The sequence below is a fragment of the Nitrobacter sp. genome, from assembly GCF_051535235.1.
Classification (GTDB): Bacteria; Pseudomonadota; Alphaproteobacteria; order Rhizobiales; family Xanthobacteraceae; genus Nitrobacter.
This window is the reverse complement of record NZ_JBPPLZ010000002.1, coordinates 265,866-289,969: the sequence shown is the minus strand read 5'-3', so window position 1 is coordinate 289,969 and position 24,104 is coordinate 265,866. Positions and strand designations below refer to the sequence as shown.

Sequence of the window (24,104 nt, the reverse complement as noted above, 5' to 3'; positions counted from 1 at the left end):
AGTCTGATTCAACGCAGTTGAAACAGACTCTAGTCTCTAACGCGCCAGCCAGCCCGCGACCCGGCTTTCCGAGTCCGCTCGCGCCTTGGAATCGGCTCCGATGCGCCCGCCTCCTCCGGCAACTGCATGGACCGGCGCATTCACCCTGTCGAAACCATGGCGGGCGTTGGGGTAGACGACAATCCGGGCGAGCGCGCTGCGCCCGCGCGCATCGTCGACCATCTGCCGGCAGGCGGACGGCGAACTGAGGTCGTCGGCGGCGCCGATCAGCAACAGGGTCGGAACGCGCGTGCTCCACCCCAGACGCGACGAGATCCTGCAGTCCGGGTAGAACACCACAGCCGAGCGGAAATCATCATGCCGGCCGGCCCATGCGATTTGCGGACGCACCGCCCACAAAACGGCACTGGCGCCGTTGTCCCATCCGAGCAGGCCAATACGGCCGTGCAGAACCCAGGGCTGCTGCATCAACCACTGTCGCGCGTCGCGGATATCGGCGACGCGCTCGCGGCGCGCGAAGATCTTGCGCTGTTTGGGCTGGCATTGCTGGCCGGCGCCGCGAGAACCATAACTGTCCGGGAACAGAACGGCGTTGCCGCCTTTCAAAAGCCGCTCGGCCCAATCCAGATAGCGCGGCTGGATTTGCCCGCCGTGTCCGAGACCGCTGCAGCCGTGCAATGCGATGATCGTCGCGAACGGGCCGTTACCGTCGGGCTTGTAGAGCAGGCCATGCAGCACGCCGCCCTGCCGCGGGATGGCGATCCGTTCGGGCTGCGGGGGTGCGGACGCCGCGAACGCTGCGACGGTCGAAACAGACATCGCAACCCAAACAAATGCTGACAGCAGCCGCATATATCTTGCCGGACGATCTGGTATGCTGCAAAAAGGAACCTGAATGCAGACCTATCATGTGGTCGGACGCGCAATTCATCACAAATCGGTGGTTTGACGCGGCCTTTTGCGAGCCTATCTGTGGAGAACAAAAAATCAGCCGGCATGTTTGCAGGCCGGCGATTCGGGAGAGAGACGTGCTGAACAAATTTGGCCAGTCCGGCCAGGGCGAAGCGCGGGTGCAATATCTCGACGGCGATTTCCGCGTGCTTTCGACGGGAACCTATGTGCGTTGCGCCATCACCGACGCCCACATTCCGCTCGACGAATTGAAGTACTGGAGCGTCGACCTGCAGGAGGCTTACGCTCTTCCGAGCGCGGTCCTGCAGCGGCATTACCCGGGCACACTGAAGTAGCCGACGCTATCGCCGCGCCTGTGCGATCCGGTCCGCGAGGAACGACCGCAGCGCCGGTTCGTCGTCGAACGCAAGCGTGACTGCGAAGGGAACGACGGCCTGAGCGAATGCCGCAAGGCTTTCGCTGTTGCGCAGCCGCGCCAGATCCTTTTCGGTCGTCACCAGCGCAAGACCGTCGCGCGCAGCAACCTCCTGCAACTCCGCCACGTCGCGTTGCGAAAACGGATGATGATCGGAGAATGCCCGCTCCGTGGTCACATCGATGCCGCAGGCGCGCAGGCTGCGGAAGAACCGCGCGGGATCGCCGATGCCGGCGAAGGCACAGACACGCCTGCCGCGCAGCGCCGCGACCGACGCGTCATCGGGGACGAGCTTCGCCCGCAACACAAGGCCTCCCGCGCTGATGTTGGCCGCAACGCCGTCCGCGGCGGCGCCAGGGCCGATGACTACGAGCGCATCGGTGCGGGACAATTGCGCCGGCAGAGGCGCGCGCAACGGCCCCGCCGGAAACACCCGCTTGTTGCCCGGACCGCGATCGCCGTCGATCACGATCAGCGAGATATCCTTCGCAAGCGCCGGGTTCTGAAAGCCGTCATCCAGCAGGATCACGCTCGCGCCCAGTGCGCGAGCCGGTGCGACGCCCGCCGTCCGTTGCCGTGACACGATTACCGGGATTGTCCGCGCCATCATCAACGGCTCGTCGCCGACATCGGCGGCCGTATGCCGGTGCGCATCGACTTGCAGCGGGCCGTGCAGCCGCCCGCCATAGCCGCGGCTGAGCACGACCGGCGTTTCGCCGAGCGAGCGGAGGATGCCTGCCAGCGCCATCACGGTGGGCGTCTTGCCGGCGCCGCCAAGACCGTAGTTTCCGACGCAGATGACGGGCACCCCGGCGCGGAGACCTGTCCGCATCAGCCGCCGCGCGGCGATCGCACCGTAAAGCGCGCCAAGGGGCGCTAACAACTGCGACAGCAGCGATGACGGCCTGTACCAGAAGGCCGGCTCACGCATCGGCCGCTCGCCTCTCCAGCCGCAACTGCAGAATATACGGTTCGAGCGCGGCCAGCGTGCGCTCCAGCGCGCCGCCGAGCCGATCGACCACGTCGGCCGCGGCCGCCCTCGCGGCATCGCGGGCGGCGAGATCGCTGAGCAGATGGCCGAGATGCTTCACCAGCGCATCGCCGTCGTCGGCCCGGCGCGCGCCGCCGGCGCGGTCGAGCGCGTCATAGACCTCGGTGAAGTTGAAGACATGCGGGCCGTGCACGACAGCGGCGTCGAGCTTGATTGCCTCGATCGGATTCTGGCCGCCGCGCGGCACCAGCGATCCGCCCATGAAAACGATCGGCGCCAGCCGGTAGAACAATCCCAGTTCGCCCATGGTGTCGGCGATATAGATATCCGTCCGCGCCGTCGGCAATTGCTCCAGCGAGCGTCGCGCGGCTTGCGCGCCGGAGGCTGCGATCATGCGGGCGATCGCCTCGCCCCGGTTGGGATGGCGCGGAACGATCACGGTCAGCAGCGAGGGGAAGTAAACAGCCAGCGTCCGGTGCGCATTGAGGAGAATCTCCTCCTCGCCCGGATGGGTCGACGCCGCCACCACCACCGGGCGGCCGCGGGTGACGAACAGCAAACGCTCCAGCCGGCCCTCGTCGGCCGGCGGCGCCCGCACGTCGAGCTTGAGATTGCCGGTGACGGCGACGTTGCGGCCGCCGAGCACGGTGAAGCGCTCCGCATCGGTTTCGGACTGGACCAGGCAGATGTCGAACCGGCCCAACAGCGCCGCGATCGTTCCCGCCATCCTGCGCCAGCGCGGAAACGAACGCTGCGACATCCGCCCGTTGATGATCACCATCGGCAGGCGGCGCGACGCGCCAGCCAGAATCAGATTGGGCCAAAGATCCGACTCGATGAACAGCGCGAGACCCGGCCGCCAGTGATCGAGAAAGCGCGCGACGAAGCGCGGCGAGTCGTAGGGGATGTACTGGTGAATGATGTCCGGCGGAAATCGCTTCGCGACCATGGCAGCCGAGGTCACGGTGCCCGAGGTGAGCAGAATGCGCAGGTTCAACGCCCGCAGCCGCTCGATCAGCGTGGCTACGGCCAGCACCTCGCCGACGCTTGCGCCATGGATCCAGACCAGCGGGCCCGCGGGACGCGGCAGGCGGGCGATGCCCCGCCGCTCGTCGATGCGCGCGGGATCTTCCTTGCCCTGCTTCAGCCGGCGTTTCAAAAGCACGGGCGCGAGCGCGCCGGCGGCGGCGGACAGTCTGCCGTAGAGGCGCAGCGTCGCCGGCACCGGGCTAGACATCGCACCTCCCCGCCTCGAGTTCAGGCCGGCCGATCCTGGCGTAAGCACGGCGCGTGGCGTCGTTCAGCGTGGCCTCCAGCCGAACCCTCAGCGTTTCCATCATCTCGGCGTCGGCGTCGGCAGGAACCGAGATCGGCTCGCCGCCGACCAGGGCGCCGCGTCCGAACGGCAGGTTGATGGTGGTGCCGTCCCAGTTGTTCAGGCGAATGAAGCGGCTGGTCGCCATCGCAAACGGCATGATGATCCGCCCGGACTCGCGCGCCAGCATGATGACGCCAAGGCCCGCGACGCGCGAGCGCTTCGGCACATCGGCGGTGAGAGCCACGTTGTAGTTCTCTTCGAGCGCGCGAACCATTTCCTTGAAGGCGCCGACCCCGCCCTTGCGATTGAATGCGGAGCCGTGATCGCCGGAGCCGCGGATGGTCTCGATGCCCAGCCGCTCCGCCGCCAGCGCATTGAACTCGCCGTCGCGGTGGCGCGAGATCAACACCTTGCCGCGATGGTGCGCCCGCTTGATGAACGGCGTCATGAAATGCTGTCCGTGCCAGAACGCGAGGATGACAGGCATCTGCGGCTCGACAATGTCGTAGACATCGTCCGGATCATAGCTGAATCGGTTGGTCATCCAAACCAGCCGCAGAAAGCCCGCGGCCAGGAGGCCTGCGAACTGCTGAAACCAGCGGGCGCGCAGCAGATTGCGGAGCAGCTTTCTCAAAGGCCGGGCTTCGTGTCTTGACCAGGATCGAGAAGCCGGTGGAGGTGCACGATGAAATACCGCATGTGGGCGTTATCGACCGTCTGCTGCGCCTTCGCCTTCCAGGCGGCGTAGGCCGATGCGTAGTTCGGGTACAGGCCGACGATCTCCACCTCGTCGAGGTTCTTGAAGGTCGTCTGCGCGAGATCGGCCAGTTCGCCCCCGATCACGAGGTGGAGCAATTGCTGGGGCGGAGTGTCCGGCGGCATTGCGCGTTGTCCTACTATGGCGCCGATCGTCAGGCAAATACCCCGAAAGTCGACACCCCGTCTCCTTACGGCAGCGGCCCCCCCTGAAAATACGCGAGAATGCGCGCGTGGCGAAGGCGACCCGCCGCCAACAGCACGTCGTGCGTCACCTCGGCGCGGTTATAGAGGATCGGCTCGCCCCCGATCGACGTCAGTCTACCATTCGCCTCCTGCACGATCAAATCCGCGGCGGCGATATCCCAGTCGCAACTGTCGCCGCCAGCGAAAGCCGCGTCGATGCGGCCGTCCGCGACACGGCATAGCCGCAGCGCCAGCGAAGCGATCCGCGGGTGAGGCGCGGCATCGCTTCGGTCGAGTTTGTCCACAAGCGGCTTCGGTCCCGCGATCCTGGAAACCACCACGGTATCGCCGGGCGTCGCCTGCACCGGCGCGCCGTTGCAGGTCGTGCCCTGCCCGCGCGCGGCGAGGAAGAACTCGTCGGTGGCCGGCGCGAAGACGGCCGCGAGCAACGGCGAGGCACGCTCGACCAGCGCGACGCTGACGCACCAGTCGTCGCGGCCGGCGATATAGCCGCGCGTACCGTCGATCGGATCGACGATCCAGACCCGCTGCTTGCCGAGCCGCGAGGGATCGTCGGCGCTTTCCTCGGACAGCCAGCCGTAATCCGGCGTCGCCGCGCGCAACTTGTTTTCGATGAGATCGTTGACCGCGATATCCGCTTCCGACACCGGCGACGAGACCCCCTTGGTCCAGGTCCGCAGGCTGGTGCAAAACATCGCGCGTGCCAGTTCTCCCGCCTCGCGCACCGTCTCGATCAACAGAGCGCGGTCCCGCGCCAGATCGTCGTCGCGGCTATCGGCCTTACCGCCCGCCAACCGTCAGCCCTTCGATGCGCACGGTCGGCGCGTTGGTCGCATAGCGGAATGCAAGGTCATTGGCGGGGGTCAGCGACTTGAACATCTCGATCAGATGTCCGGCGATAGTGATCTCGCTCACGGGATAGGTGATCTCGCCGTTCTCGATCCAGAATCCCGACGCGCCGCGGCTGTAGTCGCCGGTCACGCCATTGACGCCGGAGCCGATCAGGTCGGTGACGTAGAAGCCCTGCTCGATGTCGGCGATCAGTTCACGCGGCGTCATCTGCCCCGCCTCGAGATGCAGATTGTAAGGTCCCGGCGAGGGCGACGACGAGACGCCACGATGGGCATGACCGGTCGTCGTCAGGCCGAGTTCGCGCGCGGTTGCCGAATCCAGCAACCACGACGTCAACACGCCGTCGTCGATCACCGCCAGTTTCTTGGTCACGACACCTTCCGCGTCGAAGGCCTGCGAGCGCAGCCCGCGCACACGCAGCGGATCGTCGACGATCCGGATTCCTTTCGCGAACAATTGCTGCCCGAGCCGATCTTTTAGAAAACTGGTCTTGCGCGCGATTGACGCGCCGTTGGCCGCGCCGACGACATGACCGACCAGCGAGCCCGCGACGCGCGGATCGTAAACCACCGGCACCTTACAGGTGGCGACCTTGCGCGGATTGGCGCGCGCCACCGTGCGTTCACCGGCGCTGCGGCCGATGCTGGCCGGAGACATGAGATCGGAGCCATGAAGCGCGGAGGAAAAATCGTAATCGCGCTCCATGGCAGTGCCGTCGCCGACGATCGCCATCATCGAGATGCCATGGCTCGAACGAAGATACGATCCGCGGAAGCCGGTGCTCGTCGCCAGCACCATGCCGGCGATGCCGGCCGACGCCGAGGCGCCGCCGGATTTGGTGACGCCCTTGACCGCCAGAGCCGCCGCCTCTGCCTCGACCGCGCGGCGCTCGAGTTCCGCCGTCGTTGGCGTACCCCGATCGAGCAGATCGAGATCGGGAAAATTCCGCGCCAGCAATGCAGGATCGGCCAGGCCGACATATTGATCGTCGGGCGCGACCCGCGCCATCGCGACCGCGCGTTCGGCGAGTTTCGCGACATTGTCGCCGCCGACATCGTTGGTCGAGACCGTGGCCTGTCGCCGTCCGACCAGCACGCGCAGTCCGACGTCGTCGCTCTCCGAGCGCTCCGATTCCTCGACGCGGCCGTCGCGAACCTCGACGCCTTGCGAGATGCCGCGCACCGCGACCGCATCCGCAGCATCCGCGCCCGCGCGCTTCGCAGCCTCGACCAGCCGTTCGGCGAGTTCACTGAGCGCGGATTGATCGAAGAGTTCGGATTCGGCGGATTTCGGTAATGATGTGTTTGGTGAAGAGATCACGAACAAAATCCCGGGAATTCGAGGAGACCGGCGCGCAAGCGGTCCCGTCATGAGATGTGCTTATTTTATGCGGACTTCAAGCGTGACATGCAGCGGGTATCGAAGATTATCAGCGCCCCGGCAAGGACCCGTCAAGCATGTCGGCGAAGGGTCTGTCAATCATGCGCGCGGATGAGGCCCAAGGTACCTTCGATTAACCAGCCTTTTTAAGCAAATCCGGATCGCGCGCTGGCATGCTCTCGCCCATCGACCGGGAACATAATCCCGGCGGGGAGACAAAGCCGTGAGGCGTCAAACATCAACAGGCGGACCGGATTCCGCCGGGTCGAGCCGCGCTCTGCGGCTCGACCCGCTCTCACTGCCCGTCAGTTTCGCCGCGCGCGACAGCCGCGCCGACGGCGGCATCCGCCAGATCGAACTTCATCGCGAACGCGTGACGCTGCATCGCGCCGTCCACGGCATGCAGATGACCATCAGCGTGCGCGTCAGCGAATTCGCCGGTGTGACCGTGCGCGACACCGCCGACGGACGGGCGCTTGTTCTGCTTCACCGCGATCCGTCGCTCGCCATTCCCCTTCTGGTGACCGATGATGCCGCCGAGCGCGACGCCGCGTGGCAGGCCTGGAGCGAGATTCTCGCGCTTCCGCAACTCGCCGACGACAGGCGCGATCCGACGCCGCGCAGACGACGGAGCAACGCCATCAATGCACGGCGTCCGAGTTTCCTGGTGCGGCGGCGCAACGGCTATCTGCTCAACCCGGCGGCCATCTATCGGGGCGAACGCGAGATCATCGCGCGGAATTAGTCAGGCCACCGCCACCAGCAACGCGCTCGCCAATAGACCCGCGAACAGCAACAGCCCGGCATCGCGGTTGGATTTGAAAATCCGCAGGCAGAGACGGGAATCGCCGATGTCGATTCGTGCGACCTGCCAGGCGAGATGCGCGGCAAAGGCCGCAAGGCCGATCCATGCCGGCCATCGCGCGGCGGCCAAATGCAATGCGACGCCGATGAGAGCGACGGCAAGCCCGTAGAAGATCGCAAGCGCCGGCCGCGTGCGTTCACCGAACAGCAACGCCGTCGACTTGATGCCGATCAGCGCGTCGTCTTCCGCGTCCTGATGGGCATAGATCGTGTCATAGCCGATCACCCATGCGATCGAGCCCGCATACAGCGCCAGCGCGGCCGCATCGATGCGGCCCAGCAGCACCGCGAAACCCATCAGCGCGCCCCATGAAAAGGCGAGGCCGAGCACGACCTGCGGCCAGTAGGTAATGCGCTTCATGAAGGGATAGGCCGCAACAATGACCAGCGAAGCGATTCCGGTCGCGATGGCGAAGCGGTTGAACTGGAGCAGCACCGCGAATCCCGCAAGCGCCTGCGCCACGAGAAAAACCATGGCATGCGCCACCGTCACCTGCCCCGCAGGAATCGGGCGCGACCGCGTCCGCTCAACGCGCGCGTCAAGATCGCGATCGGTGATATCGTTCCAGGTGCAGCCCGCGCCGCGCATCGCGAACGCGCCGATAAAAAACAGCACGATGGTCAGAGGCAGCCGGTTCACGTCACGGGCGACGCCCGCCGCCAGCGCGGCCGACCACCAGCATGGCAGCAGCAGCAGCCAGGAGCCGATCGGCCGGTCGAGCCGCGACAGTCTCAGATAGGGACGCGCCCACAGCGGCGCGCGCGTGTCGACCCAGTTGCCGGCCGAGTCCGCGACGCGTGCCGCCGCGTCGCTCATCAGAGGCTCGTCATCGGGTGAGAACGTTGCCGTTCAAGGTGTCGAACGTGCTGCCGCCCTTCTTCGGCGTGGTGGCTTCCGGCAATCCGCCCGAGGCCGAACCCAGAACCTCGCTCAGGCTCGGCCCGGAGGGACCACGCATTTTCGCCTGCTTGGCCACATCGCAAACCTTCTGATGCATGGTTTCCGTGGCCTTGTGGTTGGCGCGCATCTGCGCTCCGACGTTGTCGGGAATTCCGCACTTCTGGGAATTCTTGTCGACGAATTTGAGCATTTTGACTTCCGCCTGCGCATATTGCCCGATCAGCTTGCAGGCTTCATCGGGCGGCGCATGACGGGCGCCGGCAGCCTGGATCAGCTTGCCGCGTTTCTCGGCCGCTTCGCGCAGCGGCATGAATTCCTTCATGCAGTCGGCGGCACCGGGCGGACCCGCCTGCTGGCGCGGAGCCCCGAATCCACCCACCGGAGCAGCGCCAGCGGAGGGAAACGCAGAAGGCGCGCCGACCGTCGCCGACGTGGCGCCATTGACCGGGGGAAACGCGGAATCCTGGGCCGGCGCGGAGAGCCGTTGCGCAGGCGCACCATTGACGGGCGGGAACGCCGGGTCATTGACTGTTCCGGTCGCACTGTTGGGCAATGGTGCCGGAAACGCGGTCTGGCCCGGCGCGTCGGTGACGCCGATGGCAAGCACCGCAAGTGTCAATGGAACGATCAGGCGTGGGGCGATCACAGCAGTTCTCCGGCAGGGTCAACTATCCGCGACGTCTTTCGCGACGAATGCAACGAACCACCTTCCATGATTCCCACACTTTTACGATTGCAGACGATTCCTAACAACCCGACGAATCGGGCAACAGCGCGACGCATGGCCGCGCCAATCCAAACATGGCCGCGCCGATCGAAAATCGGAACACCCGGACTGATTTCCGCCCTCACAGTTTGAGAGCCCGATTGTGTTGGTCTATAGGGTTTTCGAGCGACGAGGTACCCGGTTCGCATGAAGAAACCGCCGTAGAAGGCAGTTCCCGCAGGATTTCACTGTTAGTCATGCCCGTTTAGTCATGCCCGACACGGACTTTCGCAGTCCCCGGCTCTACGTCGACGCACCGCTCGCCGCAGGCGGCAGGGTTCCGCTCGACCGCGACCAGGCCAATTATCTCGGCAATGTGCTGCGCCTCGGATCGGGCGCGAAGGTGCTGGTCTTCAACGGCCGCGATGGCGAGTGGCTGGCGGCGATCGCCGGTCGCAAGCGTCCGGAACACCTGGATATCGTCGCCGAGACCAGGGCTCAGGACCGCCTGCCCGACCTGCGCTACGTCTTCGCGCCACTGAAACACGCCCGGCTCGATTACATGGTCCAGAAGGCCGTCGAAATGGGGGTTTGTACGCTGCAGCCGGTCCTGACCCGCTTCACCCAGGTGACCCGGGTCAATGGCGAGCGGATGCGTGCCAATGTCATCGAGGCCGCCGAGCAATGCGGCATCCTCAGCCTGGCCAGGGTCGAGGAACCGGTCACCCTCGAGCGTTGGCTCGGCGGGCGCGCGCCGGAACGCCTGCTGGTCTTCTGCGACGAGGCCGCGCCGGTCGCCAATCCGGCGGCGGCGCTTGCGCCGATGGGCAGCGCCGCACGGGGCGTCGATGTGCTGGTCGGGCCCGAAGGCGGTTTCGCCGAGGACGAGCGGACAAATCTGCTCGGCCAGCCCCTTACGCTGCGGCTATCGCTCGGCCCGCGGATCCTGCGCGCCGATACCGCCGCGGTCGCGGTTCTTGCCCTGGTCCAGACCGTACTGGGCGACTGGACGCAGTCCGAAAAACACGCAACTCGTTAAGCCACTTCCCGAATCATGGTCGAAACGGTCATACGGCCATGCTAGTGGTCCGATTCTAACATTTGCATCCCGTTGCGGCAGGGAGTTCTTGCAAATGTTAGAATCAAAGGACCACTAGCTCCACTAGGTTTCTAGTGGAGTTTTGAATTTGACGTTCGCCTGACGGGTTTGCTGCAAAGTGGGTAGCGAACGTCAAATTCACTCCACTAGAGCCTTTCCGCTTCTGACGGAATCAGAAGCGAGCTCTATGATTTTGATTTGACGCGTTTTCTTGACGCGAACCGGTATCCTCTTCGCTCGAAAACGCTATAAGGGCTTGCCCGGAAAACACCTTGGAATCCATGGCCTTCGATATGAGCGGCAACGCGGAAACTCCTGCAACCCGATCGCCCCCCTGGGCGGACGGGCTGCTGTCGTCGTTCGCCCAGGCCGGCTACGTCAAGGCGGAGCCAGCGATCCTGCAACCGGCCGAGCCGTTTCTGGACCTGTCGGGCGAGGACATCCGCAAAAGCCTCTATCTGACCTCGGACGCGGGCGGCGAGGACCTCTGCCTGCGCCCCGACCTGACCATCCCGGTGGCGCGGGACTACCTCGCCTCCGAAAGGGCCGGCCAGCCGGCCGGGTTCTGCTATCTCGGGCCCGTGTTCCGCTATCGCGCGGGGCGGCCGAGCGAGTTCCTGCAAGCCGGAATCGAATCATTCGGCCGGCAGGATCGCGCCGCCGCCGACGCCGAAATGCTCGCGCTCGGCCTGGAAGCGGCCGCGGCTTTCGGGATCACCGATGTGGAGATCCGCACCGGCGACGTCGCGCTGTTCACCGCGCTGATCGATGCGCTCGATCTTTATCCGGTCTGGCGGCGGCGGCTGATGAAGGACTTCAATCGCAGGATCAACCTTGCGCAGGATATCGAGCGGCTGACGCTTGCGACCGGTCCCGGCCACAACGAATACGAAGGCGTGCTTGCCGCGCTGGCGGGGTCCGATCGCAAGGCGGCGCTGGCGCTGGTGACTGACATGATGTCGATCGCGGGCGCGACCATTGTCGGCGGCCGCAGCCTCGACGAGATCGCCGACCGCTTCCTCGAACAATCCACGCTGAAGAGCGGCGCGCTGCCGCGCGACGCGCTGACCATCATCAAGCGTTTTCTCGCGATATCTGGCGATCCCGACGATGCGCTCGGACAGTTGCGCGCGCTCGCCTCCGACGCCAAGCTCGATATCCACGCTGCGATCGATCAGGTCGAAAGCCGCACCGGCTTCGTGGCCGCGCGCGGCGTCGAGCCCCGCAGGATCAGCTTCGCCACCTCGTTCGGCCGCGGCGTCGACTACTATACGGGCTTCGAATTTGAACTGCAGCGCAAGGGCGGCGGCGACGAGCCGCTGATTGCCGGCGGCCGCTACGACGGGCTGATGACGCAACTGGGCGCATCCGCGCCGATCCCCGCGGTCGGCTTCTCGATCTGGATCGAGGCGGTAACGAAGTGCGCGGGCGAGACCTCGACGAGGCGAACCGGCGGGAGCGCGTCATGACCGCACCCCTCGTTCTGGCCGTGCCGTCGAAGGGCCGCCTGCAGGAAAACGCCGAAGCCTTCTTTGCCCGCGCCGGGCTGACGCTCGCCAAACCCGGCGGCGTGCGCGACTATCGCGGCACCATCGTCCAGCTCGACACCGTCGAGATCGCCTATCTCTCCGCGAGCGAGATCGCCGCGCAACTCGCGCGTGGCTCGGTGCATCTCGGCGTCACCGGCGAAGACCTGATCCGCGAAAGCATCACCGATGCCGACAGGCGCGTGGCGCTGATCAACGGTCTCGGCTTCGGCAGCGCCGACGTCGTGGTCGCGGTGCCGCAGTCGTGGATCGACGTGCGCACCATGGCCGACCTCGACGACGTGACGACCGGATTTCGCGCGCAGCACAACCGGCGGATGCGGGTCGCGACCAAATACATCAACCTCACCCGCGCGTTCTTCGCCTCGCACGGCGTGGTCGATTACCGCATCGTCGAGAGCGCAGGCGCCACGGAAGGCGCCCCCGCCGTCGGCACCGCCGAGATGATCGTCGATATCACGACGACCGGGGCGACGCTCGCCGCCAACGGCCTGAAGGTGCTGGACGACGGCGTCATCCTGCGCAGCCAGGCCAACCTGGTCGCCTCGCGCGACGCCGACTGGTCGAACGGCGCGCGCGAAACGGCGCGGATCATTCTCGACCACATCGCGGCACGCGCCCGCGCCAGCCAGTATCGCGAGGTGCGGACCCGCTTCACAGGCTGCGATGCGGCGCTGCTCACCGAGGCGCAGCATCGCTTCGGCGCAGTCTCGCCGTTCGGCGGACCGACCTCTTCCGGCATGATCACGCTGCACTGCCCGCCCGACCGGCTTTATGCGCTCGGCAGCTTTCTGCGTCAGCACGGCGCCGAAACGGTGTCGATTGCATCGCTGGACTATGTCTTCGATCGCGAGAACCCGCTATTCGCAAAACTGGAAGCGTTCCTGCGGAAGTAGAACCGTGCGGCCGCCCGTTGAAGCGCGCGACCGCACTCACTACCATAGGAAGATTGATCAGCCGGACCCGACCGATGACGTCAACGCCGAGCCTTCCCGGTCTGCCTGCAGATGCGGCCGCAGCGGTCGCGCAGGGTCTGTCGATCGTGATTCCCATTTACAACGAGGCCGCCGGGCTCCAGCAGCTTCATGACCGTCTCGGCGCGCTGGCAGCGAACTTGCGGCAGCGCTTCGGCCTCGCCTGCGAGGTGGTCTATATCGACGACGGCTCGACCGACGACACGCTGAGCCTCGCCCGCGCGCTCCCCGCCGACGCGCTGGACGTGCAGGTGTTGTCGCTGTCGCGCAACTTCGGCAAGGAAGCCGCCTTGATGGCGGGCCTCGATCACGCACGGCGCGGCGCGCTGCTGTTCATGGACGGCGACGGCCAGCATTCCCCCGACCTCGTGGAGCGGCTGGTGGATCAATGGATCAACGGCGGCTACGATGTCATCTACACGGCGAAGGCGCATCGGACGAATGAGTCGCTGCTGCGGCGGATCGGCGTGCACAGCTTCTACGCGATCATCAACTGGGGCGCGCGCCAGCGAATTCCCGAGGACGCCGGCGACTTCCGCCTGCTGTCGCCCCGCGCCGCCGCCGCGCTGCGCCAGATGCCCGAGCGCAACCGTTTCTTCAAGGGGCTTGCGAGCTGGATCGGCTTTCGCCAGTTCCGCATCGACTACGAGCCCGACGTCCGCGCCCACGGCATGTCCACGTTCAATGCGGCGCGGCTTCTCGGCCTGTCGATCGAGGGGCTGACGTCGTTTTCGGTGGCGCCGCTGCGGCTGGCCAGCCTGCTCGGCCTGCTGCTGGCGCTTGCCGCCTTCCTGTTCGGCCTCTCGATCCTGTGGGAAACCTGGGTCGATGGCGAAACGGTCCCCGGCTATCCGTCGCTGGTGGTCGGCCTGATGACCCTCGGCGGCGTGCAACTCCTCATGATCGGCATCATGGGCGAATACATCGGCAAGATCCTCTCCGAACTGAAAGCGCGGCCGATTTACTTCGTCGCCGAGCACAGCGTGAAGCAGGCCGACAGCGAAACGTCCGCCGGTGACCCGCACCGGACCGCCGCCGAATGAGCGGCAACCAACCGCAGCGCCGGATTATGTTGTGCGCTGACGATTACGGCATCAGCCCCGGAGTCAATCAGGCGATCCGCGATCTGATCGAGCGGGAGCGCATCAACGCGACATCGGTGATGGTGGTCGGCCCCGCCGCCGGACGCGAAGACGTCCAGGCGCTGGAGACGGCAGTCGACCGCAACCCGCATTGCGTCGTCGGCCTGCACACCACCCTCACCGCGCCGTTTCATCCGCTCACCCTGCATTACCGGCCGCTTCAGGGCGGACTGTTTCCGCCGCTTTCGAAGATGCTGCGCGCGAGCCTGTCGCGCCGGCTCGAGCCCGAGATGATTTTCGACGAGGTCAGGGCGCAGATCGCAGCGTTTGCCGAGCGGTTCGGCCGCGCCCCCGATTACGTCGACGGCCATCAGCACGTGCAGATTTTCCCGCAGGTGCGCGGCGCCTTCCTGTCGGCGGTCAAGAGCGCCGCGCCGGCCGCGTGGGTGCGCCAGTGCGGCCGCCGCCGCCGCCCGCCGGCCGGGCGGCTCGGCACGCCGAAGGCGCTGCTTTTGGACCTCTTGAGCGCCGGCTTTCGCCGCCAGGCCGCGCGCGCCGGCATCCGCTACAATCCGGCATTCGCCGGCGTCTATGATTTCACAAAGCCCGACTTCGGCGCGCTGATGCAGGACTTTCTCGACGGCTCGCCGGACGGCGGCCTGATCATGTGCCATCCCGGCTTTGTCGACGACACGCTGATCGCGCTCGATCCCGTTACCGGCCAGCGGGAGCGGGAATATGCGTTCCTCTCCGGCGACGGCTTCCGCGACATGCTGACGGCGAATCGGGTGGCGCTGGGTTGACCAGCGAAGCGCGGGGCCTGCCTTAATTGCCGCACACTGAAATTTAATCGGCCGCGACACTGTTTGCGACAAAAAGCGCGCCTACATCCCATCGGCCACCTTATCGGGAGAGCGCCATGACGCCGCAAGAACGCCAGTTGGTTGACGACCTCTTCACCCGCCTCGCCAGCGTCGAGGACACGCCGCGCGATCAGGCCGCCGCCGCTGCCATCGCCGAGGGCCTGCGGCGGGCGCCCAATGCGTTATATACGCTGGTCCAGACGGTTCTGGTTCAGGATGAAGCCCTCAAGCGCGCCAACGACCGCATCCAGCAACTGGAGGGCGGCGGAGCCTCCGATCAGGCCGCTTCAGGCGGATTCCTGGATCAGATGCGCGATACCGTCTTCGGCAAATCGCGCGGTTCGGTTCCGAACGTACAGCCTTCGCCCACGCCGTCGAGCCAGCCAGCCTGGAACACCGGACAGGTGCTGCAGCAGACCGAACCGCCCGGACGCTACAATCAGGGACCTGCCGGTCAGCCCTATGGCACGCCCCCGCCGCAGCCGGGCGGCGGCGGTTCGTTTCTCGGAACGGCGGCGGCGGCCGCTGCGGGTGCGGTGGGCGGCGGCCTGCTTCTGAACAGCATCCGCTCCATGATGGGTGGGCCCGCCCATGCCAGCAGTTTCGGAGACGCAGGCGGGCTGGGCTCGCGCAGCCCATGGGGCGGCGGCGACCAGTCGGGAAGCAATCTGGCGCGCGACGCCGGCGTCGGTGACATCGGGTCACAACACGGCGACGCGTCGCAATCCAGGCCGTTCGATCAGGCCCAGGCGGATGCCGATCAGGACCAGGATCAGGACCAGGACGACGACGATAACGACGAGATGGACATGGACTCCGACGATTTCGACGACGACGACGGCGACGGCGACGATTACGCCTGAGGTCTCCGAATTTCGCGACGACAAAACGGCCGCCGATCGGGCGGCCGTTTCCGTCTCAGGGCATTCAGACTTCGGCGCGAAGCGCCTCGCAATGACGGCAGTCTGATTCCGTTCAACAAGCGTCAGATCACGACCACCCTGGCGCCGACATGAACGCGGCCGTAAAGATCGATCACGTCCTCGTTGCGCATCCGGATGCAGCCGGACGACACGTTGGTGCCGATGGTCCAGGGCTCGTTGGAGCCGTGGATGCGGTAGAGCGAGGAGCCGAGATACATGGCGCGGGCACCGAGCGGATTCTGCGGCCCGCCCTCCATGTGGCGCGGCAGATCGGGGCGACGCTTGAGCATTTCTGCCGGCGGCGTCCAGTCCGGCCATTCCTTCTTGGCCGTGATTGTCTTGACGCCGGCCCAGAGGAAGCCCGGCTTGCCGACGCCGACCCCGTAGCGTAGCGCCCTGCCGTCGCCTTGCACGAGATAGAGAAACTTGCTCGACGTATCGATAACGATGGTGCCGGCGGCTTCCTTGCCGTGATAATCGACAAGCTGCTTCTCGAATTTCGGATCGAACGCGGGATGCGCGGCCTCGCTTGCGTCCTGCTCCGGCATGAGCTGCGGCTGCATCGCCTGCGGCTGCGGCGCATAGAGCGGGCGCGTATCATAAGGCTGCTGCTGGTAACGCAATCCTTGCTGCTGTCCGTCGCCGAACAGGAACTCGATGAACCCGCCGCCCATGTTGCTGCCCATGTTGGACCGCTCGGCATAGGCCACCTGCTGCCCGGCCACCTGCTGCTCGGCCGGCTGCGACGTGGGCTGATCGGCATAAACCACGACAGGCTCGGTAAAAAACCTGGCTTGCGGTTCTCTCGCAAAGGTTTGCTGAACGCCAAGGCCAGCAAGCGACACGCCCGCGAGGAGCGCGAGGGATAGTTTTTTGAACATCGACGTACTCTGTACTGTTTCGCCGTGGGCGGGCGGGCCGTGGGAGCGCCCGATAACGCGTCTTGCACGCGAGCAAATTAAAATCAAAACCGCATCGGTTTGGTAAACAGAACCGGCGTTTCGATTCACCACGTCCTTAATGCGACGCGGTTTTGTGCGGTAGCGTTTATTTTCGGTGAACGGCATCCGACGTGGTTAATCGCCGGCCGCAAGCAACAGATTGACGCCGGTTCCCGGCGTGAACCCGTCGTTAAACCACGTCGGTATACAACGCATGGATATAGCGTGATGGATTTGAGTGAAGCTGGGGAATCTGATGGCTGTTCAACGCAAGCGCTTCCGCGTCGAAGAGATTTTGAATGCAGGCGCGCCCGTTATCGCAGCCGCCGAACATGGGGAGACACCAATGCCGGTACATCGCGAGATCATGGCGGAGCTGCAGGCCATCCGCCAACAGATGGGAGCTTCGCGCCGCAATGGTGCCGGCGAAGCGGTCGCTGCCGACACCGAGGTCAGCCGCGAGGTCGCCGATGCGCAGGCCGTGCTGCAGACCTACCGCGCACAGATCGAACAGTGCGAAAAGCTGAAAACCGAGCTCGATCTGATCTACGACGCCATCACCCGCACCAAGCAGGAAATCGCGGTTCTTCACGGCAAGAGCTTCAGCGGCGACGAGATGTCGAAGGTGACCGACGAACTTGGCGCCGTGGTGGGCGGCACCGAGCAGGCGACGCAACGGATTCTGGAGGCGGCCGAGGCGATCGACCAGTCAGCCAGCGCCCTGTCGAAGTCTGCGTCTCCGGAACAGACACAGTTGCAGAGCGAGGAAATCCAGGAACGCGTGATCGCGATTTTCGAGGCCTGCAACTTCCAGGATCTAACCGGCCAGCGCATCGCCAAGGTGATGAGCACCATGAAGTTCATCGAACATCACATCAACGTCATGATGGACATCTGGGGCGGCGTCGACGCCATCCGCGCTCATGCTCCGCCGATCATCGATGATCGCGTCGGCGATGCCAAGCTTCTGAACGGTCCGAAACTCGACGGCGACGAGGGGCACGCCTCTCAGGACGATATCGACGCGTTGTTCGGCTAGAGCATCTCGCTTCTGATGGAATCAGAAGCGAAGCTCCATGATTTTATTTTGACGCGCTGTCTTGACGCGAACCACTTCGCTTGAAAACGCCCTGGCCGATAGCAGATTGGCGGACTCGGGCCATGTCCCTGAAATCGCACCCGGCGATCAACGCTGCGGCGCGCAGCGGACATACACCATGTTGCCGTAGCGGGTCGCCGCATCGGGATCGATGAAGCGGGTGATGAGGACGCGGCCGTCGAAAGAAACGATCTCGCGATCTTTCGCGCCGCCCGCCGGCCCCTCCGGTCCGATATAGTTCTTGCCGCTCTGGCTGCCCTTCAGCCGCAATTCCTGCGGCGTCGCCTCGTCGGCGAGATGCATGATCACGCCACCGTTGCCGCCGGCGCCGATCACGTAGGGATTGCGGCATTGCGCCTTGGCTGCGGCTTCGGTCCGCGCCCGGTCGTTCGGATTCTGGTAGGATGCAAGACCCCAACGTCCGACGAGTTCGTCAGCGCGGATCGTTGCCGGAATTTCGGGCTCGACGGCTGGCTGCGGTGGCTGCGCCGGCTGGGTCGACAGTCCGATCGATCCGATCGACCCGCATCCGCCGACAAACATCGCAAGGGCCGCAGCCGCCCCAAGGTTCAAAGCCGCGCGCGCGCCGTCTGATCTGACCATCGTCTATTCCCCGACCGAATTCCCCGACCGCCACGCCGACAGCCAGACCCTGAAAATGTGGCCGCGGCGATCCATACCCCGCGATCGCAGAGACGCCACGACTTGGTTAGCACTATCCTACACGCCCCTCACCAACGGCTTAAGGGCGTTTGCTTGACAGCATGGCTGCCAAGCCATATTCCCCGCCAACGACTAGCACTCTCGGAACATGATTGCCAAAGATACGAATCGCTCGCGCGCTGCGGATCTCGGCGCATGCAATCCGTCGATGGCAATTCAGAGACCTGCGAACCCCCGGAGGAGCCGCCATGGCTAAAACCAAATTTCGTCCGCTGCATGACCGTGTTGTGGTCAAACGCCTCGATGCCGATGAAAAAACCAAGGGCGGCATCATCATTCCCGACACCGCCAGGGAAAAGCCCTCGCAGGGCGAAGTCGTGGCCGTCGGTCCGGGCGGACGCGACGAGGCCGGCAAGCTGGTTCCCATCGACATCAAGGTCGGGGACAAGGTGCTGTTCGGCAAGTGGTCGGGTACCGAGATCAAGCTCGACGGCCAGGACCTCCTCATCATGAAGGAATCCGACATCATGGGCGTTTTGAGCTAAGCACGATCCGGCTTCTTGCACCGAGCGTCATCACCGCACTTGTCCCGGTGATCCACGTCTTCTTCCCTTCAACCGGAAAAACAAGACGTGGATCACCGGAACCAGTCCGGCCATGACGACAACAGGAGCCTTTCCTTAAAGGAGTAACATCAATGGCCGCAAAAGACGTCAGGTTTTCCGGCGAGGCGCGCGAGCGCATGTTGCGTGGCGTCGATATCCTCGCCAACGCGGTGAAGGTGACCCTCGGCCCGAAGGGACGCAACGTCCTGATCGAGAAGAGCTTCGGCGCTCCCCGCATCACCAAGGACGGCGTCACCGTCGCCAAGGAGATCCAGCTCGAAGACAGGTTCGAGAACATGGGCGCACAGATGGTGCGCGAGGTCGCCTCAAAGACCAACGACACCGCGGGCGACGGCACCACCACCGCCACCGTGCTGGCGCAGTCCATCGTCCGCGAGGGCGCCAAGGCGGTCGCCGCCGGCATGAACCCGATGGATCTGAAGCGCGGCATCGACATCGCGGTCGCGGCCGTGGTCAAGGACATCGAGAAGCGCGCCAAGCCGGTCGCCTCCTCGGCCGAAGTCGCGCAGGTCGGCACTATCTCGTCCAACGGCGACACCTCGATCGGCAAGATGATCGCGCAGGCGATGCAGAAAGTCGGCAACGAGGGCGTCATCACCGTCGAGGAGAACAAGTCGCTCGAAACCGACGTCGATATCGTCGAGGGCATGAAGTTCGACCGCGGCTATCTCTCGCCCTATTTCATCACCAATGCCGAGAAGATGACCGCCGAACTCGACGACGCCTATATCCTGCTGCACGAGAAGAAGCTGTCCGGCCTTCAGGCCTTGCTGCCGGTGCTCGAGGCGGTGGTGAAGTCGGGCAGGCCGCTTCTGATCGTCGCGGAGGATGTCGAGGGCGAGGCGCTGGCGGCGCTCGTGGTCAACCGTCTGCGCGGCGGCCTGAAAGTGGCCGCGGTGAAAGCGCCGGGCTTCGGCGACCGGCGCAAGGCCATGCTGGAGGACATCGCGATCCTGACCAATGGCCAGCTCATCTCCGACGATCTCGGCATGAAGCTCGAGAATGTCAGCTTGAACATGCTCGGCCGCGCCAAGAAAGTGCTGATCGACAAGGAGAACACCACCATCGTCAACGGCGCCGGCAAGAAGAAGGATATCGAGGCCCGGGTCGGGCAGATCAAGGCGCAGATCGAGGAGACCACCTCGGACTACGACCGTGAGAAGCTGCAGGAGCGTCTGGCCAAGCTCGCCGGCGGCGTCGCGGTGATCCGCGTCGGCGGCGCGACCGAGGTCGAGGTCAAGGAGAAGAAGGATCGCGTCGAGGATGCGCTCAACGCCACCCGCGCGGCCGTGCAGGAAGGCATCGTGCCGGGCGGCGGTACCGCCCTGCTGCGCGCCAGGAAAGCGGTCGGCCGCATCGTCAACGACAATCCGGACGTGCAGGCCGGCATCAACATCGTGCTGAAGGCGCTGGAAGCCCCGATCCGCCAGATCGCGGAAAACGCCGGTATGGAGCCATCCATCGTTGTCGGCAAGGTTCTCGAAAACAAGACCGAGACCTTCGGCTTCGACGCCCAGAAGGAAGAGTATGTCGACATGGTCGCCAAGGGCATCATCGATCCCGCCAAGGTCGTGCGCACCGCGTTGCAGGATGCCTCGTCGGTCGCGGGCCTGCTCGTGACCACCGAAGCCATGGTGGCCGAACTGCCGAAGGAAGACGCCGCGCCGGCCATGCCCGGCGGCGGAGGAATGGGCGGCATGGATTTCTGAGCCCTTCCGACTGCACGACTTCGCCAGAAGGCTGCCTCCGGGCGGCCTTCTTTTTTGGCGAAGCGGGTTTTAGGGTGTCAGTCGATTCGACAAACGGGGATTCCTTATGCGCACGCTGCTGTGGTGCCTGGGCGGCCTGATGGTGATCTCACCGAGCCTGCTGTTCGCGCAGGACAGGCCGCTTCCCAAACCGCCGGGCGGCGCCGAGGTGCGATACTTCACCTCCATCGACGGGCTGATGGAAGGCAACGCCGACATCATTCTCAAGGAAACCCGCCAGGGCAAGACCGTCACCGGCGCCGTTCTCGATGCGTGTTACCCCGCGGAAAAGGGCTCCGATCGCAAGGACCGCTTCGTCGTCAACCTTGCGGTGAACGGCTCGACCCTGACCGGCACGACCCAAAGCATCGGCGACAAGCTGCCGGTCACGGTGACGCTCACCCGCAAGCCCACCGGCGATACGTTCGAGTTCGACGGCCGGGTCAGCGTCGGTCAGACCGTCACCAAGGTGACGTCGACCGACAATTCCGATCTCAGCGAGGCCGAGTTCAACGAGAGCCGGACAACCGACGACGGCATCACAGCCACGCCGAAGGATTTCACCGAGGTGTCTCCCGAGGCAATCGCCGTGAAAGTCAAACTCGACGCAGCCGCCGATCTGCTCAAGGGACTGCGAGGACAAAACGTCGAAGTGGCGCTGAACAGTCTCGAGGTGACCTGCGAGGCGCTGCGGGCCGGCGCGCAGGTCATCGACATCAACGTCGATCCGGAGCGCGCGCCCTCCCTCATCGCCCGGTTGAAGGCATTGCCGGGCGTGATCGCCGCCGGCTGGAGTTCCGGACTGTTCGACATGGACCGCACCATCCGCTTCCCGGCCGCGGAATGGCGCGACAACGGCAAGCTCAATCGCGACAAGCTCGCGACCGCCATTTCCGGCGTGCTGGAAAAAGCCCTGGACGCAAAGCCGGTGTCGACAAAATGGAGTGATGACACCGGCAAGCTTACTCTTACCTTCAAGCGCCCGAGCGAGGTCGTTCCTGCGCTTGGACTGACCGATACCATCGAGGTGGCCGCGTTGCCCGCCTCCGACAAGCCCGGCGGATCCGATCACATGATGCTCTGGATCGGCGTCCCCTCGACGACCACCGCGGACGAAAGCGATGGGCCGAAGCTCAACCTGGCCGACGACCAGTCCTCGGGAGAAGACGAGGACGTCGAAACCGACGACAGCGGTGCTGTGGACGCGCTGGCAAAGCACTTCAAGGCGCAGCGCTGGAACGCCGACAAATCGGCCTGGAAATAAGGCCCTTCTCTCCGCGGCACAGGATTGCGATCCGTGCGCGGAGTCATATCCAGAGCGAAACGCATCATTAGTGCACAGCCGGCTCCCTCTCCCGCTTGCGGGTCGAGACGAGCAAAGCTCGCTCTGAAAGGGTTGGGGTGGGGGCACTCAAGGAAGCAGCATTAGTGAAGAATACCCCACCCGCCCGGCTTCGCCGGTCGACCTCCCCCGCAAGCGGGAGGGGTGAAAAGTCGTTCGCTGCGATTGAGTGCAGCCTCCGCTCTTAGTTCGTATTGAGATGAAAACGCAGCGTCGTCGGACCGACGAACGAGATTTCGTCGCCCTGCCGCGTCCAGGTGGTTACAGCAGAAAGCGCCGCGAGCAGATCGTCATCGGCCTTGGCTGTCTCCGGCGGACAGGCGCGGTCCTCCAGCGGGCCGGCCGCGAAGATGATCGTGTTGCCGGCGACCGAGAACTGACCTTTGCCGCCCTTGCACCACAACTCAAGCCTGGCCTCGCCGCTGTCGCCGACGTCCAGCGACGGCACCCGCTTGGAGCCGGGCTGGGGCGGCGCATCGAGCGTCATCTCCAGGCCGAACGGAAACCCGTCCTGCGCCGAAGCCGGCCCTACACCGACGCTTGCGATCGCGACCACAGCCGCGATGACGCCGGACCGGAAGCCGAACCTTGCTGCCATCTGCCCTCGTTGAATGGTGATCGCTATGCGCCGTTCTACAGCGCGGACCAGCCGACGTGAAGCCTGCCGATCGGACGTGATTGCACCCGCAGCATCACCATCGCTTCCGCCACGCATCGCCCTCGGGGAAAGAGCACCTGCTATTTCAGGCTGGTCATCGCGGTCAGGTCAGCCGACAGCTTGGCGATGAAAGTCGCGCCGCACCAGTTGGAACCGGCGCCGCCCGGATTGATGCTCGTAAAGCTGCCATTGAGCGGCGCGGTGAAGTCGGATGTGAATGCGTTGCAGTCCCCCTTCGACAGATCGCTGTCGGAGTAGCGCAGATCCAGCGTAAACACCTTGTAGGTGAGGCCGACGCCGATGTTCCAGGTGTTGTAATCGGCATACTTGATGCCGTTCGGAAACGGACCGGCGAAGCCCGCCGCGGCAATGCCGGTGCCGTAAAACGAGTCCGACGTTCCGAGCCACTGGCGGCCGAACTCACCCGACACGTACATGCCGACGCCGCTGGCTCCGAACACTGCGGCGGGCGCGGTGTACTTGGCGGTGATCGACGCGTAGTTGCCCCACGCGCCGGTGTTCAGGAAGTTCGGGGAGTAGTTTTCGTTCAGGCCGACGGCCCAGTTGTCGCTGACGGTGTAGTTCACCTTGGCGAAGCCTTCGAAGAAGCTCACGTCCTTCTTCATGACGTTGCCGTTGAGGAGGACGTTGTTCGCGCATTCCGCGCTCAGCAGACGGCCTGCGGTGTCCGTGGGAGCGCCGTAGTAGCAGGTGCCGCCGGGATACAGGTAACCCCAGACGCCGAAGTCAAAGGCAAAGGCGCCGAAAGTCGGTCGGATGCCGCCGTAGACATCGACTTCGGCCGCCGCGCGGTTGGCGAAGGAAATGCTCTCGACCGCCGAGCCGACGTAAAGCTGCAAGTCCTTGGTGACGTTATAGCGAGGCTCGAAGTAAGCGGTCACCGACGGCTTGTGGTTCGACTGCGTCACGCCGCGGAACACGTAGTCGCTCACCACGCCGGCGCCGAAGGCGATGTCCCACGGATCGAATGCGACCGGAGGCGGCGCCTTGTGGGCCTTCACCGCCATGTCCGCCGCCAGCGCCGAGCTTGCCGTCATCGCCAGCGCCGCTGCCGCCAGAATCATTGTCTTCATGACGAACCCCTCCCCAAAAGCCCCCACGCGTTGAAGCCGCGAACAAGTCACAGAGGCCGCGAAGGGAAATTGACCGAAACCGATTTCCTTTTCCTTAACCAAGAATGAAGCCGACGCTGAAAGCCGGAAAGCCGAAATAGCGA

The 24,104-nt window shown here is 64.9% G+C and carries 25 protein-coding genes; 12 read left to right on the top strand and 13 right to left on the bottom strand.

Going from position 1 to position 24,104, the window contains the following annotated elements:
- Positions 1 to 36: 36 nt before the first annotated feature.
- Positions 37 to 852, bottom strand: a complete 816-nt coding sequence (locus tag ACS3WA_RS03850) for a dienelactone hydrolase family protein (RefSeq protein ID WP_438277238.1) — start codon at positions 850 to 852, stop codon at positions 37 to 39.
- A 176-nt stretch (positions 853 to 1,028) separates the two neighbouring features.
- Here ACS3WA_RS03850 and ACS3WA_RS03845 point away from each other — a divergent pair, with 176 nt between their 5' ends.
- A complete protein-coding gene (locus tag ACS3WA_RS03845) occupies positions 1,029 to 1,247 on the top strand; it encodes a DUF2093 domain-containing protein (RefSeq protein ID WP_438277237.1) in 219 nt (72 codons plus the stop codon).
- 6 nt (positions 1,248 to 1,253) lie between these two features.
- Here the strand turns inward: ACS3WA_RS03845 and lpxK are convergent, their stop codons facing one another.
- The 6 genes from lpxK to ACS3WA_RS03815 all read right to left on the bottom strand — a co-directional run bounded on the left by lpxK (position 1,254) and on the right by ACS3WA_RS03815 (position 6,771).
- The gene (gene lpxK, locus ACS3WA_RS03840) at positions 1,254 to 2,258 is read right to left on the bottom strand and encodes a tetraacyldisaccharide 4'-kinase (RefSeq protein WP_438277236.1); all 1,005 of its coding nucleotides are present in this window, start codon (positions 2,256 to 2,258) and stop codon (positions 1,254 to 1,256) included.
- Positions 2,251 to 3,555 (bottom strand): 3-deoxy-D-manno-octulosonic acid transferase, encoded by a 1,305-nt coding sequence (locus tag ACS3WA_RS03835; protein ID WP_438277235.1) that lies wholly within the window; start codon positions 3,553 to 3,555, stop codon positions 2,251 to 2,253. The genes lpxK and ACS3WA_RS03835 overlap by 8 nt, the downstream gene beginning before the upstream one ends.
- On the bottom strand, positions 3,548 to 4,270 hold the full coding sequence (locus ACS3WA_RS03830) for a lysophospholipid acyltransferase family protein (RefSeq protein ID WP_438277234.1): 723 nt from the start codon (positions 4,268 to 4,270) through the stop codon (positions 3,548 to 3,550). The genes ACS3WA_RS03835 and ACS3WA_RS03830 overlap by 8 nt, the downstream gene beginning before the upstream one ends.
- Positions 4,267 to 4,518, bottom strand: coding sequence for a DUF4170 domain-containing protein (locus tag ACS3WA_RS03825; protein WP_438277233.1), 252 nt, complete (start codon positions 4,516 to 4,518; stop codon positions 4,267 to 4,269). Before ACS3WA_RS03825 ends, ACS3WA_RS03830 begins: the two co-directional genes overlap by 4 nt.
- Before the next feature lie 65 nt (positions 4,519 to 4,583).
- Positions 4,584 to 5,393 carry a 3'(2'),5'-bisphosphate nucleotidase CysQ gene (locus tag ACS3WA_RS03820; protein WP_438277232.1) on the bottom strand — a complete coding sequence of 270 codons (810 nt, stop codon included), beginning with the start codon at positions 5,391 to 5,393 and terminating at the stop codon, positions 4,584 to 4,586.
- On the bottom strand, positions 5,380 to 6,771 hold the full coding sequence (locus ACS3WA_RS03815; RefSeq protein WP_438277231.1) for a TldD/PmbA family protein: 1,392 nt from the start codon (positions 6,769 to 6,771) through the stop codon (positions 5,380 to 5,382). Before ACS3WA_RS03815 ends, ACS3WA_RS03820 begins: the two co-directional genes overlap by 14 nt.
- Positions 6,772 to 7,054: 283 nt before the next feature.
- Here ACS3WA_RS03815 and ACS3WA_RS03810 point away from each other — a divergent pair, with 283 nt between their 5' ends.
- Positions 7,055 to 7,576 (top strand): DUF6101 family protein, encoded by a 522-nt coding sequence (locus ACS3WA_RS03810; RefSeq protein WP_438277230.1) that lies wholly within the window; start codon positions 7,055 to 7,057, stop codon positions 7,574 to 7,576.
- Here the strand turns inward: ACS3WA_RS03810 and ubiA are convergent, their stop codons facing one another.
- Complete coding sequence (gene ubiA / locus ACS3WA_RS03805; RefSeq protein ID WP_438277229.1) at positions 7,577 to 8,512, bottom strand: 4-hydroxybenzoate octaprenyltransferase; 936 nt, start codon at positions 8,510 to 8,512, stop codon at positions 7,577 to 7,579. It lies immediately after the preceding gene.
- A gap of 10 nt (positions 8,513 to 8,522) precedes the next feature.
- Positions 8,523 to 9,242 carry a hypothetical protein gene (locus ACS3WA_RS03800; protein WP_438277228.1) on the bottom strand — a complete coding sequence of 240 codons (720 nt, stop codon included), beginning with the start codon at positions 9,240 to 9,242 and terminating at the stop codon, positions 8,523 to 8,525.
- Between the two features lie 331 nt (positions 9,243 to 9,573).
- Between ACS3WA_RS03800 and ACS3WA_RS03795 the strand changes: the two genes are divergently transcribed.
- From ACS3WA_RS03795 to ACS3WA_RS03770, 6 genes are all read left to right on the top strand, one after another.
- Positions 9,574 to 10,341, top strand: a complete 768-nt coding sequence (locus ACS3WA_RS03795; protein WP_438277227.1) for a 16S rRNA (uracil(1498)-N(3))-methyltransferase — start codon at positions 9,574 to 9,576, stop codon at positions 10,339 to 10,341.
- Positions 10,342 to 10,682: 341 nt separating this feature from the next.
- Complete coding sequence (locus tag ACS3WA_RS03790; RefSeq protein WP_438277226.1) at positions 10,683 to 11,870, top strand: ATP phosphoribosyltransferase regulatory subunit; 1,188 nt, start codon at positions 10,683 to 10,685, stop codon at positions 11,868 to 11,870.
- Positions 11,867 to 12,844, top strand: coding sequence for an ATP phosphoribosyltransferase (gene hisG / locus ACS3WA_RS03785; RefSeq protein ID WP_438277225.1), 978 nt, complete (start codon positions 11,867 to 11,869; stop codon positions 12,842 to 12,844). Before ACS3WA_RS03790 ends, hisG begins: the two co-directional genes overlap by 4 nt.
- Positions 12,845 to 12,918: 74 nt before the next feature.
- Entirely contained in the window at positions 12,919 to 13,965 is a 1,047-nt protein-coding gene (locus tag ACS3WA_RS03780; RefSeq protein ID WP_438277224.1) for a glycosyltransferase family 2 protein, read from the top strand.
- On the top strand, positions 13,962 to 14,807 hold the full coding sequence (locus ACS3WA_RS03775) for a ChbG/HpnK family deacetylase (RefSeq protein WP_438277223.1): 846 nt from the start codon (positions 13,962 to 13,964) through the stop codon (positions 14,805 to 14,807). Before ACS3WA_RS03780 ends, ACS3WA_RS03775 begins: the two co-directional genes overlap by 4 nt.
- A gap of 116 nt (positions 14,808 to 14,923) precedes the next feature.
- Positions 14,924 to 15,730, top strand: a complete 807-nt coding sequence (locus tag ACS3WA_RS03770; RefSeq protein WP_438277222.1) for a DUF2076 domain-containing protein — start codon at positions 14,924 to 14,926, stop codon at positions 15,728 to 15,730.
- Positions 15,731 to 15,852: 122 nt separating this feature from the next.
- On the opposite strand, the gene ACS3WA_RS03765 is transcribed toward ACS3WA_RS03770, so the two are convergent.
- Entirely contained in the window at positions 15,853 to 16,671 is an 819-nt protein-coding gene (locus tag ACS3WA_RS03765; RefSeq protein ID WP_438277221.1) for a L,D-transpeptidase, read from the bottom strand.
- 316 nt (positions 16,672 to 16,987) lie between these two features.
- Here ACS3WA_RS03765 and ACS3WA_RS03760 point away from each other — a divergent pair, with 316 nt between their 5' ends.
- Positions 16,988 to 17,770, top strand: a complete 783-nt coding sequence (locus ACS3WA_RS03760; RefSeq protein WP_438277220.1) for a protein phosphatase CheZ — start codon at positions 16,988 to 16,990, stop codon at positions 17,768 to 17,770.
- Positions 17,771 to 17,917: 147 nt separating this feature from the next.
- Here the strand turns inward: ACS3WA_RS03760 and ACS3WA_RS03755 are convergent, their stop codons facing one another.
- Positions 17,918 to 18,433 (bottom strand): hypothetical protein, encoded by a 516-nt coding sequence (locus ACS3WA_RS03755; protein WP_438277219.1) that lies wholly within the window; start codon positions 18,431 to 18,433, stop codon positions 17,918 to 17,920.
- A 308-nt stretch (positions 18,434 to 18,741) separates the two neighbouring features.
- On the opposite strand from ACS3WA_RS03755, the gene ACS3WA_RS03750 reads away from it, so the two are divergent.
- The 3 genes from ACS3WA_RS03750 (at position 18,742) to ACS3WA_RS03740 (ending at position 22,131) form a co-directional block, all read left to right on the top strand.
- Complete coding sequence (locus ACS3WA_RS03750; RefSeq protein ID WP_438277218.1) at positions 18,742 to 19,038, top strand: co-chaperone GroES; 297 nt, start codon at positions 18,742 to 18,744, stop codon at positions 19,036 to 19,038.
- 152 nt (positions 19,039 to 19,190) lie between these two features.
- Positions 19,191 to 20,828: a chaperonin GroEL gene (gene groL / locus ACS3WA_RS03745; protein ID WP_438277217.1), complete on the top strand. Its 1,638-nt coding sequence runs from the start codon at positions 19,191 to 19,193 to the stop codon at positions 20,826 to 20,828.
- A gap of 106 nt (positions 20,829 to 20,934) precedes the next feature.
- Entirely contained in the window at positions 20,935 to 22,131 is a 1,197-nt protein-coding gene (locus ACS3WA_RS03740; protein ID WP_438277216.1) for a hypothetical protein, read from the top strand.
- A gap of 262 nt (positions 22,132 to 22,393) precedes the next feature.
- Here the strand turns inward: ACS3WA_RS03740 and ACS3WA_RS03735 are convergent, their stop codons facing one another.
- Together ACS3WA_RS03735 and ACS3WA_RS03730 are read right to left on the bottom strand one after the other, a co-directional pair.
- On the bottom strand, positions 22,394 to 22,807 hold the full coding sequence (locus ACS3WA_RS03735) for an META domain-containing protein (protein ID WP_438277215.1): 414 nt from the start codon (positions 22,805 to 22,807) through the stop codon (positions 22,394 to 22,396).
- A gap of 140 nt (positions 22,808 to 22,947) precedes the next feature.
- Complete coding sequence (locus ACS3WA_RS03730) at positions 22,948 to 23,961, bottom strand: TorF family putative porin (protein WP_438277214.1); 1,014 nt, start codon at positions 23,959 to 23,961, stop codon at positions 22,948 to 22,950.
- Between the last annotated feature and the right edge of the window lie 143 nt (positions 23,962 to 24,104).